The organism is Streptomyces sp. NBC_00572, from assembly GCF_026341815.1.
Classification (GTDB): domain Bacteria; phylum Actinomycetota; class Actinomycetes; order Streptomycetales; family Streptomycetaceae; genus Streptomyces.
In genome coordinates this window covers 2,035,496-2,048,519 of record NZ_JAPENX010000001.1, presented here as the reverse complement: position 1 = coordinate 2,048,519, position 13,024 = coordinate 2,035,496, and the positions used below count along the sequence as shown (strand labels likewise).

At 71.1% G+C, this 13,024-nt stretch carries 12 protein-coding genes and 1 tRNA gene; 3 read left to right on the top strand and 10 right to left on the bottom strand.

Annotated features, from left to right (window positions below):
• Positions 1 to 26: 26 nt before the first annotated feature.
• From OG514_RS09250 to OG514_RS09215, 8 genes are all read right to left on the bottom strand, one after another.
• Positions 27 to 824, bottom strand: coding sequence for an LPXTG cell wall anchor domain-containing protein (locus OG514_RS09250; RefSeq protein ID WP_266892757.1), 798 nt, complete (start codon positions 822 to 824; stop codon positions 27 to 29).
• A 151-nt stretch (positions 825 to 975) separates the two neighbouring features.
• The gene (locus OG514_RS09245) at positions 976 to 1,419 is read right to left on the bottom strand and encodes a hypothetical protein (protein ID WP_266892755.1); all 444 of its coding nucleotides are present in this window, start codon (positions 1,417 to 1,419) and stop codon (positions 976 to 978) included.
• A 42-nt stretch (positions 1,420 to 1,461) separates the two neighbouring features.
• On the bottom strand, positions 1,462 to 2,058 hold the full coding sequence (pth, locus tag OG514_RS09240) for an aminoacyl-tRNA hydrolase (protein WP_189833458.1): 597 nt from the start codon (positions 2,056 to 2,058) through the stop codon (positions 1,462 to 1,464).
• Positions 2,059 to 2,167: 109 nt separating this feature from the next.
• Entirely contained in the window at positions 2,168 to 2,755 is a 588-nt protein-coding gene (locus tag OG514_RS09235; RefSeq protein WP_266892751.1) for a 50S ribosomal protein L25/general stress protein Ctc, read from the bottom strand.
• A gap of 255 nt (positions 2,756 to 3,010) precedes the next feature.
• Positions 3,011 to 3,985, bottom strand: coding sequence for a ribose-phosphate diphosphokinase (locus OG514_RS09230; protein ID WP_266892749.1), 975 nt, complete (start codon positions 3,983 to 3,985; stop codon positions 3,011 to 3,013).
• 121 nt (positions 3,986 to 4,106) lie between these two features.
• Positions 4,107 to 5,555: a bifunctional UDP-N-acetylglucosamine diphosphorylase/glucosamine-1-phosphate N-acetyltransferase GlmU gene (gene glmU, locus OG514_RS09225; RefSeq protein WP_266892747.1), complete on the bottom strand. Its 1,449-nt coding sequence runs from the start codon at positions 5,553 to 5,555 to the stop codon at positions 4,107 to 4,109.
• A gap of 109 nt (positions 5,556 to 5,664) precedes the next feature.
• Positions 5,665 to 5,736: transfer RNA gene (locus tag OG514_RS09220), tRNA-Gln, on the bottom strand.
• 34 nt (positions 5,737 to 5,770) lie between these two features.
• A complete protein-coding gene (locus OG514_RS09215; protein ID WP_266892745.1) occupies positions 5,771 to 6,622 on the bottom strand; it encodes a hypothetical protein in 852 nt (283 codons plus the stop codon).
• Between the two features lie 115 nt (positions 6,623 to 6,737).
• Between OG514_RS09215 and OG514_RS09210 the strand changes: the two genes are divergently transcribed.
• The gene (locus OG514_RS09210) at positions 6,738 to 8,060 is read left to right on the top strand and encodes a sensor histidine kinase (RefSeq protein WP_266892743.1); all 1,323 of its coding nucleotides are present in this window, start codon (positions 6,738 to 6,740) and stop codon (positions 8,058 to 8,060) included.
• Between the two features lie 15 nt (positions 8,061 to 8,075).
• Here the strand turns inward: OG514_RS09210 and OG514_RS09205 are convergent, their stop codons facing one another.
• A complete protein-coding gene (locus tag OG514_RS09205) occupies positions 8,076 to 8,567 on the bottom strand; it encodes an SUKH-3 domain-containing protein (RefSeq protein ID WP_266892741.1) in 492 nt (163 codons plus the stop codon).
• 10 nt (positions 8,568 to 8,577) lie between these two features.
• Positions 8,578 to 9,090 (bottom strand): YwqJ-related putative deaminase, encoded by a 513-nt coding sequence (locus OG514_RS09200; RefSeq protein WP_266892739.1) that lies wholly within the window; start codon positions 9,088 to 9,090, stop codon positions 8,578 to 8,580.
• A 268-nt stretch (positions 9,091 to 9,358) separates the two neighbouring features.
• On the opposite strand from OG514_RS09200, the gene OG514_RS09195 reads away from it, so the two are divergent.
• Both OG514_RS09195 and OG514_RS09190 read left to right on the top strand, forming a co-directional pair.
• Entirely contained in the window at positions 9,359 to 10,357 is a 999-nt protein-coding gene (locus OG514_RS09195; protein ID WP_266892737.1) for an SMI1/KNR4 family protein, read from the top strand.
• Between the two features lie 7 nt (positions 10,358 to 10,364).
• The gene (locus tag OG514_RS09190) at positions 10,365 to 12,941 is read left to right on the top strand and encodes an SUKH-4 family immunity protein (protein WP_266892736.1); all 2,577 of its coding nucleotides are present in this window, start codon (positions 10,365 to 10,367) and stop codon (positions 12,939 to 12,941) included.
• The last annotated feature ends 83 nt before the right edge of the window (positions 12,942 to 13,024 follow it).

The window sequence follows — 13,024 nt, the reverse complement described above, 5'->3', positions numbered from 1 at the left end:
CGGGGGTACGTCAGTGCTGTCGGCCCTTAGTGCTGCTGGGCCTTGCGACGACGGGTCACCAGGAACGCGCCGGCACCCGCGAGGGCCACTGCCACGGCGGCGAGGACACCGACGGGGGCGCTGGAGCCGGTCTCGGCGAGGTTGCCGTCCTTGCTGTCGGTGCCGCCCGTGCCACCGGTACCGCCGGTCTCACCCGCGGGGGCCGTCGCGGAGGGCGACTCGGTGCCACCGGGGGTCTCGGAGGCGCCAGGGGTCTCGGAGGAACCCGGGGTGGTCTCCGACGGCGAGGGGCTCTCGGTCCCGGGAGTCTCCGTCCCGGGAGTCTCCGTGCCGGGGGTCTCCGTGCCGGGCGTCTCGGTACCGGGCGTCTCCGTGGCGGGAGGGGTGGTCTCGGTGACCGGGGTGGCCGGGCAGGTGTGGGACAGGTTGAACCAGCCCTGCTTGACCTCGGCGGACACCTCGGCCGAGGCGGCGACCAGCTTGGCGCCCGGCTCGGAGACCGCGTAGGCGTGCTTGTCGCTGGGCGGACCGAAGGTGGTGATGGTCTGGACGCCACCCGGCTCGAACTCCACCGTCAGCTTGGTGAAGACGGCGGAGTCGCCCTTGCCGCTGCCCGGCAGCACGAAGTGCCAGCCGTCCTTGCCGGACGGCACGGTCGGGCAGTCGCCCTTCTCGCCGAACTCCGCGGCGGTCAGGGGAAGATCCTCGACCTGGTGGAGGGGGAGCGGCACGGGGCCCTCCGAGGCGGACGCCACCGGGGCCAGTACGAGGGAGCCTGCCATGGCCGCGACAAGCGCGGCGGCGGGTATGAGAGAACGTCGCATGTGCAGTCGTCCATCTATGGGGTGAGGGATGCCGTAGGGGGTGGCAGGGGGGCAGCCTATCCGTCGCTTTAAGTCAGCCTTAAGTCAGAGCTCCATAACGATTGCGCCGGGAACTGGTGGATTCCGACCACAACCCTGGGCCCTCACACCCTCACAGTGCGAAGAACGCCGCCACCAGAAGCGCCCCGCCCACACCCGCCGACGACCACGCCGTCCTCCGCAGCCGCAGACCGCCACCGATCAGCGGCGCGGCCAGCAGCAGCGCCCCGCCCAGCGGAAGCCACGCGTGCAGCCCACCGCCCCAGCCCGTCCGTACGCCCTCGTCCGTACCCGGCTTCACCACCACCGGGATCGTCGCGCCCCGCTCCGCCGCGACCGAACGCGCGATCGTCAGCGTCCGGCGGGTCGAGGAGGGGTCCTCCGGGGTGTAGCGACCGCTGCACGTCTCCTCGGTGCAGCCGGTCACGGTCAGCGTCCCGTGCTCCCGCCCCTTGGCGAGCAGGACGTGCTGGGCCGAGTTCCAGGAGGCCCAGGCGCCCGCGACCACGAGAAGGAGGGCGACCAGCGCCATGGCGGCGTTACGGACGTGCGTCATGACCCGGGATCGTACAGTCGTACCGCGAGAGCCCCGCCGGCCTCAGGAGTTGTACGCCGACTGGGCCCGCTCCAGACCCTCGGCCACCAGGCACTCCACCGAATCCGCCGCCCGGTCCACGAACCAGTCCAGGTCCTTGCGCTCCGTCGAGGAGAAGTCCTTCAGGACGAAGTCCGCCACCTGCATCCGACCCGGCGGACGCCCGATCCCGCACCGCACCCGGTGGTACTCCGCACCCATCGCCTTCGTCATCGACTTCAGACCGTTGTGCCCGTTGTCGCCGCCGCCGATCTTCAGCCGCAGCACCGAGTAGTCGATGTCCAGCTCGTCGTGGATCGCCACGATGTGCGCCGTCGGCACCTTGTAGAAGTCGCGCAGCGCCGTCACCGGACCGCCCGACAGGTTCATGTACGACATCGGCTTCGCGAGGATCACCCGGCGGCTCGCGGGCCCCGGCGGCCCCATCCGGCCCTCGACGACCTGCGCCTGTGCCTTCCCCGCCCGCTTGAACGAGCCGCGCATCCGCTCGGCCAGCAGGTCCACCACCATGAACCCGATGTTGTGCCGGTTGGCCGCGTACTCGGGTCCGGGGTTGCCGAGGCCGACGATCAGCCAGGGCGCGTTCGCGTCGTCGGTCATCCGTTCCACGTCTCCTCGTCCAGATGCATCCAGACACGTCCGGATACGAAAAAACGGGGTGACGGGCCGTGCGGCCCGTCACCCCGTCACGTCAAGCAGAGCCTACGGCTCAGGCCTCTTCGCCCTCGGTGGCCTCGGCCTCGGCGGCCGGCTCCTCGGCCTGCGCGGCCAGGACCTGCAGGACCACGGCGTCGGCGTCGGTCACCAGGGACGAGCCCTTGGGGAGGGTGATGTCCTTGGCGAGGATGGAGGCACCGGCCTCCAGGCCCTCCACGGAGACCGTGACGGCCTCGGGGATGTGGGTGGCCTCGGCCTCGATGGAGAGGGTGCTGAGCACGTGCTCCAGCAGGTTGCCACCGGCGGCGAGCTCGCCCTCGGCCTGCACGGGGATCTCGACGGTGACCTTCTCGCCGCGCTTCACGAGGAGCAGGTCGACGTGGACGAGGAAGCCCTTGATGGCGTCACGCTGGACGGCCTTCGGGATCGCCAGCTCGTTCTTGCCGTCCACGTCCAGGGAGAGCAGGACGTTCGGCGTACGCAGGGCGAGGGCCAGCTCGTGGGCCGGGAGGGTCACGTGCGCCGGCTCGGAACCGTGGCCGTAGACGACCGCGGGAACCTGGCTGGCGCGGCGGATCGCACGGGCGGCGCCCTTACCGAACTCGGTACGGACGGCAGCGGCGATCTTGACCTCGGACATGGTGCACTCCTCGTAGAAAGGTGACGACGAAAATGTGGTCACCCGGCCACGACTGGCGATGGCCTGCTACGAAGAGCGCGTCGATAACGGACCGCCGTGACCCTGTACATCCGTACGGGTACGGCCTCCCTCGCCGAGCAACTACGGCAGTCTACCGGCCCACCGCCCTACCACCCAATTCGATCACCGAAACACGACGGAGGGCCGCTCCCCCGAACGGGGAAGCGGCCCTCATGTCCATCGAGCGGCTACGGCTCAGTGCTCCTCGAAGAGGCTCGTCACCGAACCGTCCTCGAACACCTCACGGACCGCACGCGCGATCGTCGGCGCGATCGACAGCACCGTGATCTTGTCGAGCTCCAGGGCGCCCGGCACCGGCAGCGTGTCCGTGAACACGAACTCGCTGACCTTGGAGTTCTTGAGCCGGTCCGCGGCCGGACCGGAGAGGATGCCGTGCGTGGCCGTCACGATGACGTCCTCCGCACCATGCGCGAACAGGGCGTCGGCGGCGGCGCAGATCGTGCCACCGGTGTCGACCATGTCGTCCACCAGGACACAGACGCGGCCCTTCACGTCACCGACGACCTCGTGGACGGTGACCTGGTTGGCGACGTCCTTGTCACGGCGCTTGTGCACGATGGCCAGCGGCGCGTCCAGACGGTCGCACCAGCGGTCGGCGACCCGCACGCGGCCCGCGTCCGGGGAGACGATCGTCAGCTTGGCGCGGTCGACCTTCGCACCCACGTAGTCCGCCAGCACCGGCAGCGCCGACAGGTGGTCCACCGGGCCGTCGAAGAAGCCCTGGATCTGGTCCGTGTGCAGGTCCACCGTCAGGATGCGGTCCGCACCGGCCGTCTTCAGCATGTCCGCCACCAGACGCGCCGAGATCGGCTCACGGCCGCGGTGCTTCTTGTCCTGACGGGCGTAGCCGTACGACGGGATGATCACGGTGATGCTCCGGGCCGAGGCCCGCTTGAGAGCATCGATCATGATCAGCTGCTCCATGATCCACTTGTTGATCGGAGCCGTGTGGCTCTGGATCAGGAAGCAGTCCGCGCCACGGGCCGACTCCTGGAAGCGGACGTAGATCTCACCGTTGGCGAAGTCGAACGCCTTGGTCGGAACGAGGCCGACGCCCAGCTGGTGCGCGACCTCCTCGGCCAGCTCGGGGTGGGCGCGGCCGGAGAAGAGCATCAGCTTCTTCTCGCCGGTCGTCTTGATCCCGGTCACAGCACTGTCTCCTCAGACGTGTTGTCTGGCCGCGTTCCACGAGCTGTCGTGCGCGTGTGCGAGCCAGCCGAATTTGTGTGCACGTATCACGGTACGCCGAGTTCGACGTACCCGTTTCCGGTCAGCTTGCGCCGGCGGAGTCCTCGGCCGCGGCCTGAGCGGCCTGTGCGGCAGCACTGCCGGGACGCTTCCGGGCGACCCAACCCTCGATATTCCGCTGCTGGCCCCGGGCGACGGCGAGCGAACCCGCCGGCACGTCCTTCGTGATCACGGACCCGGCGGCGGTGTACGCACCGTCCCCGATCGTGATGGGAGCCACAAACATGTTGTCCGACCCGGTCCGGCAGTGCGACCCGATCGTGGTGTGGTGCTTCGCCTCACCGTCGTAGTTCACGAAGACGCTCGCCGCGCCGATGTTCGTGTACTCGCCGATCGTGGCATCACCCACGTACGACAGGTGGGGGACCTTGGTGCCCTCGCCGACCGTCGCGTTCTTCATCTCGACGTACGTGCCGGCCTTGGACTTCGCGCCCAGGTTCGTGCCCGGACGGAGGTACGCGAACGGCCCCACGGAGGCGCGCTCGCCGATGACGGCGGAGTCGGCGACGCTGTTGTCCACCCGGGCGCCGTTGCCGACGCGGGTGTCCTTCAGGCGCGTGTTCGGCCCGACCACGGCGTCCTCGCCGATGTGCGTGGCACCGGTCAGCTGCGTACCGGGCAGGACGACGGCGTCGGCCTCGAAGGTCACCGTGACGTCCACGAACACGGACGCGGGGTCGACCACGGTCACACCGGCGAGCATGGCCTGCTCGATCAGCCGCTGGTTCAGCAGGGCGCGGGCCTCGGCGAGCTGCACGCGGTTGTTGATCCCGAGGATCTCGCGGTGGTCACCGGCGACGGAGGCGCCGACCCGGTGCCCGGCCTCGCGGAGGATCGACAGCACGTCGGTGAGGTACTCCTCGCCCTGGCTGTTGTCCGTCCGCACCTTGCCGAGGGCGTCGGCGAGCAGCCGGCCGTCGAACGCGAAGACGCCGGAGTTGATCTCGCGGATGGCGAGCTGGGCGTCGGAGGCGTCCTTGTGCTCGACGATCTTGGTCACGGCGCCGGTCACCTGGTCCCGCACGATCCGCCCGTACCCGGTGGAGTCGGGGACCTCGGCGCTGAGCACGGTGACGGCGTTGCCGTCGGCGGCGTGCGTGTCGGCGAGGGCGCGCAGCGTCTCCCCGGAGAGCAGCGGGGTGTCGCCGCAGACGACGATCACGGTCCCGTCGGGCGCCTGCCCGAGCTCCTCCAGGGCGATCCGCACCGCGTGCCCGGTGCCGTTCTGCTCCTCCTGGACGGCGGTACGGGTCCCGGCGTAGTGCTCCTCCAGGTGCCCCCGCACCAGCTCGCGGGCGTGCCCGACGACCACGACGAGGTGCTCGGGCTCCAACTCCCGGGCGGCGGAGACGACATGCCCGACGAGCGACCGCCCGGCGATCTCGTGGAGGACCTTGGGGGTCTTCGACTTCATGCGGGTGCCCTCACCCGCTGCGAGGACGACGACGGCTGCCGGGCGATTGGCGCTCACGGGAATGCCCTTCGGCTTTGGGTGGTGGACCCACGAAGGATACCGGGGGGCAAGGGGGCGGACATGAGTGCGGGTCCTGACCTGGACGGTCAGGACCCGAGCGAACAAGCTCCCCCGCCAGGACTCGAACCCGGACATAAGGCACCAAAAGCCTCAGTGCTGCCAATTACACCACAGGGGATGGCTTATGGGGCTAAACGGACATGCTGTCGGTCCTATGCCCCGGCGGCCTCCACTATGCCGTACCAGGTGCCCTCCATGCGACGGTATAGCTCCGCGCTCCTCGTGACGTAGATGACGAGGCATCCGCGGTAGGCCTCTGTGGTGTTCTTCCGAACGGTTCGGGGATTGTGGCGCTTCAGGGTGGCTCTCTGGAGCGTGGAGCTGTCGACTCCGGCCAGTTCCGCCCAGAATTGTTCCGCCCTCGCGACATCGGCACTCTCGTGAATGCTGACGCGGAAGTGGAGGCGGTCGCGGGTGACGCCCAAGAGGTCCAGCCATCGCAGGTAAAGGGTGATGACGTTCGGGTCGCTGTTGATGAACTGCAGGCACTCGCGTCTGCTGTACGTCTTGTCCTTGGCGCCCTCGGCCCAGTAGAGCGCGACCCCCGCGACGAGCAGTTCGCGGTCCGTCAGCGCACCGATGGATTCCCGGGCCAGGCGCTTCGTCTCCTGGCGCTCCTCCTCCCGCGCCGAGCGGAGGCGGGCCAGGCCGGCGTCCATCCGGGCCCGGCGCTCCTCGGCGGTATAGCGGGGCTCCGGCTTCGGCAGGTCCCTGACCCACAGCGAGATCGAGCTCTTCGAGCAGCCCAGCTCGACCTGGATCTGGTCGTAGGTCATGCCCTGGAGGCGGAGCTCCCTCGCTCGCTCTCGGAGGTCGTCCTTCGCGTTCGGGCGCTTCGTCCATTCCGGGGGCGGCTCGCCCTTCACCAGGCGGTGGAGGAGGTCGTTGTTGTGGACCTGCAGGCGGTCGCGGATCTGGCGGAGGCTGAGGCCCTCGCGGCGGAGGGCGACGGCCTGTTCCCGGAGGGTTTCGAAGTCGGCGTACCGGCTCGTCTCGGCTGTCATACGCACCACCCTCGTCCGGAATGCGGACATCCGGGTCGAAGATCTGGGCGATTCAACAGTTCGAGGGACTGGTGTCCAAACGTTGACGGTGGGGCTCGCCCGTAGGGTGGTGGGTATGACCGCAACGGGGGCAGACCGGGACGCCGAGGGCGTCCGGAGTTGGTGGTGGTGGGGGAGACGGCGGAGTGTCGTTCTCGATGTGGGGCTTGCCCTCGTGTCCGCCGTCGAGTGCGGGCTCGAAGGGGTTCGGTTCGCCGAGCAGGCCTCGCTGCCCGTGCCCGTCGGGGTGCTGTTCGGGCTGATCGTCGGGTCCGTGCTGCTCGTGCGGCGCCGCTGGCCCATCTGGGTCGTGCTCGTCTCCATCGCCGTGACGCCCGCCGAGATGGGCTTCCTCATGGGGATCGTCGGGCTGTACTCGCTCGCCGCCTCCGAGGTGCCCCGGCGGATCACCGCGCTGCTCACCGGCATGTCGACGGTCGCCGTGTTCGTCGTGACCGTGGTGCGGATGCGGCAGGACGTCGCCCAGGCCGATGTCGGGCAGCCGGACATCGACCCGAGTGGCTGGTACGTGACGGTCGTCGCGCTCTTCATGACCCTGGGGCTCAACGCGCCACCGATGCTCTTCGGCCTCTACATAGGGGCGCGCCGCCGGCTCATGGAGAGCCTGCGGGAGCGGGCGGACAGTCTGGAGCAGGAGTTGTCGCTGCTCGCCGACCGGGCGGAGCAGCGGGCGCAGTGGGCGCGGCAGGAGGAGCGGACGCGGATCGCCCGCGAGATGCACGACGTGGTGGCGCACCGGGTGTCGTTGATGGTGGTGCACGCGGCGGCGCTGCAGGCGGTGGCGTTGAAGGATCCGCAGAAGGCGGTGCGCAACGCCGCTCTGGTGGGGGACATGGGGCGGCAGGCGCTGACGGAGTTGCGGGAGATGCTGGGTGTGCTGCGGGAGGGGTCCGCTCCCGTGGGTCCCGCTCCGGTGCCGCTGGCCGCTGTGGGGCGGGCCGCCGCCGCTGCCGCCGAGGCGGCCGCCGAGGACGGGCCTTGTCTGGACGCTCTGGAGGCCCTGTGCGAGCAGTCGCGGCTGGCCGGGGCGGTCGTGGAGTTCGTGGTGATCGGTGAGGCGCGTGCGTATCCGGCGGACGTGGAGCGGACGGCGTACCGGGTCGTGCAGGAGGCGCTGACCAACGTCCACAAGCACGCGGCGGGTGCCGAGGTCGTGGTGCGGCTCGCGCACCGGGGCGCCGAGGTCGCGATGCAGGTGGAGAACGGTCCCTGCCCCACGGACGCGGGCGTCGCCGACGTGTGGCTGCCGAGTGGCGGGAACGGGCTCGTGGGCATGCGGGAGCGGGTGCTGCGGCTCGGCGGGGTGTTCGTCTCCGGGGCGACCGACGCCGGTGGGTTCAAGGTGTCGGCGGTGCTGCCGACGGTCACCGGGGAGTGAGGTTCACCCCGTCCGTCACCCCGCCGTCAGGCGGGGCGGCTGTGCCCCGGTGATCAGGGTGGAGAGCGCCGCGTCGATGTCCTTGCCGAGGTACCAGTCGCCGGCGTGGTCGAGGCTGTAGACCCGTCCCTCCATGTCCATGGCGAGGATCGCCTGGTGGTCGCCCTCCTCGCCGAGCGGTGCGAGCTCCGTGTCCAGGGCGCGGCCGAGGTCCGCGAGGGTGCGGGAGAGGTGGAGTCCGGCGAGCGGGTCGAAGCGTACGGCCGCCGGAGCTATCTGGCGTCCGTGGCCGGGCGCGGTGATCCGCAGGCCGCCGAATTCGGCCCAGGCCTCGACGGCCGCGGGGAACACGCTGTGCCGGTGGCCGGCGGGGGAGATGTGGGCGCGCAGGGTGTCGGCCCATTCTTCGGCGAGCTTGATGTCCCAGCGGCCGGGCTGCCAGCCGGCCTCGCGGAGGGCGGCGTCGACGTTGACCGGGAACCGGGTGGTGCTGAGGTGGTCGGGCATGGGTGAGCGGTCAGCCGTTCTCGACAGTGGTGGGGTCGACGGTGCGGACACCGAAGTGGGCGAGCATCGCCGTGCAGGAGCGGCAAGGTGCGGCGTAGCTGCCGTGCAGCGGGTCGCCGTCCTCGCGGATGCGCCGCGCGGTGAGCTTGGCGTGCTTGAGGGAGCGGCGGGCCTCGCCGTGGGTGAGCGCCTTGCGCTGGGCGCGCTTGGAGCGTGCGTTCTCGGTGGCGGTGAGGTGCCGGGAGAGCAGGATCGCCTCGGGACATCGGCCGGTGAAGCGTTCGCGCTGGCCGCTGGTGAGCGTGTCCAGGAAGTCCTGGACGAGGGCGTGCAGGGCGGGCGGCCGGTCGCCGCGGCCGGCGGTGCACGTGAGGGTCGTCTCGCCGCGTACGGAGAGGGCGGCCCCGACGGTGGGAAGGATGCCGTCGCGGCGCTGTCGCAGTAAGGGCGCGCGCGTGGCTTCGGCGCTGCTGCTCCAGTTGAGGCGTGGGTCACCCTGTGTGGGCGTAGGTGCTGCTTGCATGGTGCGGTTCTTCCCCTCCTGCAATCCCCCGAGTTGCGTGGACAGCCTGCCAAATAGGGAGCCATATGGGGAAGCTGGGGCGCCGAAACGTGGCTTCGGTGTGTCGGAATCATGGTGCACCTGTCATGGCGTCGTGACAGTTGGTCACCGTCGGATCGGGCCGGTTCGGGCTCTTGTGGCAGCGCATAGGCTGTGCGGCATCAGTCAGGATGCAGCCAGCGGCTGCGGGTAGTAGCAGTCAGCGACGCCAGTGCAGGGGGCAACCGCCATGACGACAGGTCGGCTCGGGCAGGACACCGCGCCACCGAACGCGGCCTATGCCGGGCAGGTCGTGCACTTCCCGGACCCGGTCCGTGCTTCCCGTCACCCGAGAGGGGTGCGGGTGGACGAGTTCGGTCATCCGGACTTCTCGCCGTACGCGCGTGCGGCGGCGGAGATCGCGGATCCGCCGGAGGGTTTCGGTGTCGACGAGTTGAGGCTCACGGACTACGTGTCGGCGAACGCGGCGATGGCGGCGACCGGTCATGAGCTGTGGGACACGATTCCGGCGGTGGCGACGCCGCACGGCTGGACCTGGCACCACGTGGCGCGCGGTCGCCGGATGGAGTTGGTCCCGGTCGAGGTGAAGGCCTTGCTGCGCCATCACGGTGGGGTGGCGACGGCCGCCGTCGACCACACGAAGCGGGGTACGCGCCCGTTGCAGGAGACCCGGCCGGCGCACTTCGGGCTGCCGAAGGGTCTGGTGTCGGTGTCGGAGCAGCAGCTCCAGGGTGTCGAGGAGGATCTCGGCTACCGGCTTCCGGGGGCGTACCGCTCGTTCCTGAAGGCGGCGGGTGGTTGCGCTCCGGTGGGTGCGGCGCTCGACGCGGAGCTGGGGCTCCTGGTCGACCAGCCGTTCTTCACGGTGCGGGAGGAGGCGGGTGTCAATGACCTCGTCTATGTCAACAAGTGCCTGCGTGACCATCTGACCAAGGACTATCTGGGCGTCGCGTTCGTCCAGGGCGGTCTGATCGCGCTGAAGGTGCGGGGTGAGGGGGTCGGTTCGGTGTGGTTCTGCGCGTACGACGACGCCCGGGACTCCGGCGAGGTGGCGGCCGGCTGGTCGGTGGGTGAGCGGGTGGAGCGTCTGCTGCTGCCCTGTGGTGCGGACTTCGACGTGTTCTTGCAGCGGCTGGCGGGTAATCCGCCGGAGCTTGAGACGGTGGCGAACCTGATGGTGGACGGTGGCTTCGCGCGTGCGGTGCCCGTGGTCCCGGTGGGGGAGTGAGTGGGCTGTGGTGACGTTCGCGCAGGCGCAGGAGCGCGCTGAGGAATGGATCAACGGCGAGCTGCCGTCGTACCAGCACCGTGAGGTGCGGGTGCGTGAGTTCGAACTGGGTTTCGTGGTGTGGGCGGAGGACCGTGAGGGTGGTCCGACCTCGGACGGCGGCCGTCAGCGGCTGGTGATCGCCCGTGACAGTGGTGAGGCGACGCTGTGGCCGGGGCTGCCGGTGGGTGAGGTGATCCGCCGGTACGAGGAGGAGTACGGGGCCGCGGAGGACGTTCCGGCGCAGGCTGCTGTTCCGGCGGCCCGGATCGATCTGAACCAGACGTCGTTCCTGTTGAGTCCGCCGGAGTGGCTGCAGGACGCGGCGGACCGGATCGGGCTGCCGAAGCAGCCGAACGCGTCGCAGGAGAGCGGGAGTTCGTCGGCTTCGGTGGACGACGTGTCGGAGCCGGTGGCGGCGGGCGAGACCGCGCCTTCGGTTTCGGTCGCTTCGTCTTCTTCGTCCTCTTCCCTGGGTGGGGGAGACGCGGGGGGTGGCGTCGCGTACGAGCCGACCGCGATGGACGGGGTTCCGGCGGAGACGCCGGCGGCGGTGGCCGTGGCTCCGGCTCCGGTTGCTCCGGTTGCGCCTCCGACCGCGCCTGCGCCGACGCCCGCCCCGGTGCCCTCGCCGACGCCCGTCCCGGCGCCGGCCCCGGCTCCTGTGTCGACGTCCGCGCCGACTCCCGCGCCCGCGCCCAGTCCGTGGGCCGACGCCAATGCGAGTTCCGGTGGCGCGGACGGGGCGGTGCCGCTGCCCGCGACCGTGTTCGCGCCCGCGCTGTCGGGGACGGACGACGAGGACACGCCGCCGCCGCAGGTGGGCGCCGACGCGCCGACCGCCCTGATGAAGGGCGGCAGCGCGCTGCCGCCGACCGCCGTGGCGCCCCGGCTCGACCCGGCCGCGCCGCCGCCGGCGGGCGTTCAGGCGGCTCCGCCCGCTCCTCCGGCCGGTCCTGGAGCGCCGCTGCCTCCTCCGCCGCCCGCGCCTTCGGCGCCGGGGGGCGGGGACATCGCCGACGCCGCGACCAGCAAGGCCGCGCTGCCGCCGAAGAGCGGCCGCGGTCCTGCGGCGCCGCCTCCGCCGCCGGGTGCCCCGGGTGTTCCGGGTGGCTCGTCGGGTGCGGGGGCGTACATCCCCACGCAGTTGGTGTCGCAGCTCGGGCCCGAGGGGCTCCGGCCGCCCGCGCCCACGCCGCCGGGTCCTCCCGGTCCGCCGCCCGCTCCGACGCCGCCCGGTCCGCCGACGCCGCCTCAGCCCGTGCATCACGCGGCGACGATGCTGGCGCATCCGAACCAGGGCGGTCCGGGCGCGCCTCCGCCGCCCCCGCCGCCGCCGGGTGTGCCCGGCACGCCCGCGGGCGGTATCGAGCATGCCGCGACGATGCTGGCCCACCCGGGTCCGGCCGCTCCGGCGGCGCCGCAGCCTCCGGGCCCGCCGGGTCCGGTGCGGCCGATGCAAGGGGGGCAGGCGTACGCGGGACCGCCCGCGCCCGGTCCCGCGTCGGGTCCCGTCCCCGGTCCCGTCCCCGGTCCCGTACCCCCCGCGTACGGGTATCCGCAGCCCGCGGGTCAGCCGACGGTCGGTCCCGGCTACCAGGCGGTGCTGCGTTATCGCGCGCCCGACGGCTCCGAGACGCAGATCATCCGGCGTTCGGCGCCGGGCACCCCGCATCCGGAGTGGCAGATCCTGCACGAGCTGCGCGCGATGAACGTGCCGCCGCAGCAGGTGCTCGAACTGCACACGGAGCTGGAGTCCTGTGAGCTGCCGGGCGGTTACTGCGCGCGGATGATCCGGGAGACCTGGCCGCAGGCGCGGATCACCAGCATTGCCCCGTACGGTCGTGATCACGCGGGCCGTCAGCAGGGCATGCAGCAACTCATCACTCATCAGGGCGAGTTGCATCAGGTCGCGGACGGTCCCGCACGGCCCGCCCCGGTGCGGGCGCCGCTGCCGCAGGTGCAGCCGGCGCCGCCGGTTCCGCCGGAGGCGATCGCGCAGGAGCTGGCCGGGGCGTTCGGTCCGGGCGTCCTCCGTTTCGACCAGCGCGCGGTGTCCCGGCAGGGCGTGCCGGAGCTGGTGGCGCGGACGCTGGTGTGGGCGGGTCTGCCGGCCGACTTCGGGCCGTTCTTCTGGGCGCAGCCCGCGATGCCGGTGGTGCCGACGCTGGCCGAGCTGGCAGCGCAGCGGCAGGTTCAGGCGGCGCCGGACGCGAGTTCGTACCTGGTGCTCGGTTCGGACTTCGGCCGGGCGATCTGTGTCCAGTACGGGACCGCGCACATCGTGGCGGTGCCGGTGGAGGCCGGTCCGGGCGGGCAGTCGGTGCCGCCGCAGTTCGTGAACACCGGGCTGCCGGAGTTCACGCGGGCGATGGCGCTGCTCGGGCGGATGTGGCGGCTGCGGTTCGGGCTCAACCCCGAGCAGGCCGGTCGCTGGACGGTCGATTTCCAGGCGCAGTTGGCGATGCTGGACCCGGCGGCGCTGTCGTCGCCGGAGAACTGGTGGTCGGTGCTCCTGGAGCAGATGTGGGACGGCCTGCTGTAGGGGGAGTGGCCGGGGTTTCCCGCTGACGCCGCTGGACAGACTGTGCTGGACAGAATGTGATGAAAGGCGCTCGACGTGTATGC

Bases quoted from the DNA above. Each gene is read 5' to 3' on its own strand.
- OG514_RS09195 (WP_266892737.1), top strand. From the start codon at position 9,359: ATGACGACAGGTCGGCTCGGGCAGGACACCGCGCCACCGAACGCGGCC.
- OG514_RS09235 (WP_266892751.1), bottom strand. From the start codon at position 2,755: ATGTCCGAGGTCAAGATCGCCGCTGCCGTCCGTACCGAGTTCGGTAAG.
- OG514_RS09245 (WP_266892755.1), bottom strand. From the start codon at position 1,419: ATGACGCACGTCCGTAACGCCGCCATGGCGCTGGTCGCCCTCCTTCTC.
- OG514_RS09210 (WP_266892743.1), top strand. From the start codon at position 6,738: ATGACCGCAACGGGGGCAGACCGGGACGCCGAGGGCGTCCGGAGTTGG.
- OG514_RS09205 (WP_266892741.1), bottom strand. From the start codon at position 8,567: ATGCCCGACCACCTCAGCACCACCCGGTTCCCGGTCAACGTCGACGCC.
- OG514_RS09250 (WP_266892757.1), bottom strand. From the start codon at position 824: ATGCGACGTTCTCTCATACCCGCCGCCGCGCTTGTCGCGGCCATGGCA.
- OG514_RS09200 (WP_266892739.1), bottom strand. From the start codon at position 9,090: ATGCAAGCAGCACCTACGCCCACACAGGGTGACCCACGCCTCAACTGG.
- OG514_RS09215 (WP_266892745.1), bottom strand. From the start codon at position 6,622: ATGACAGCCGAGACGAGCCGGTACGCCGACTTCGAAACCCTCCGGGAA.
- pth (WP_189833458.1), bottom strand. From the start codon at position 2,058: ATGACCGACGACGCGAACGCGCCCTGGCTGATCGTCGGCCTCGGCAAC.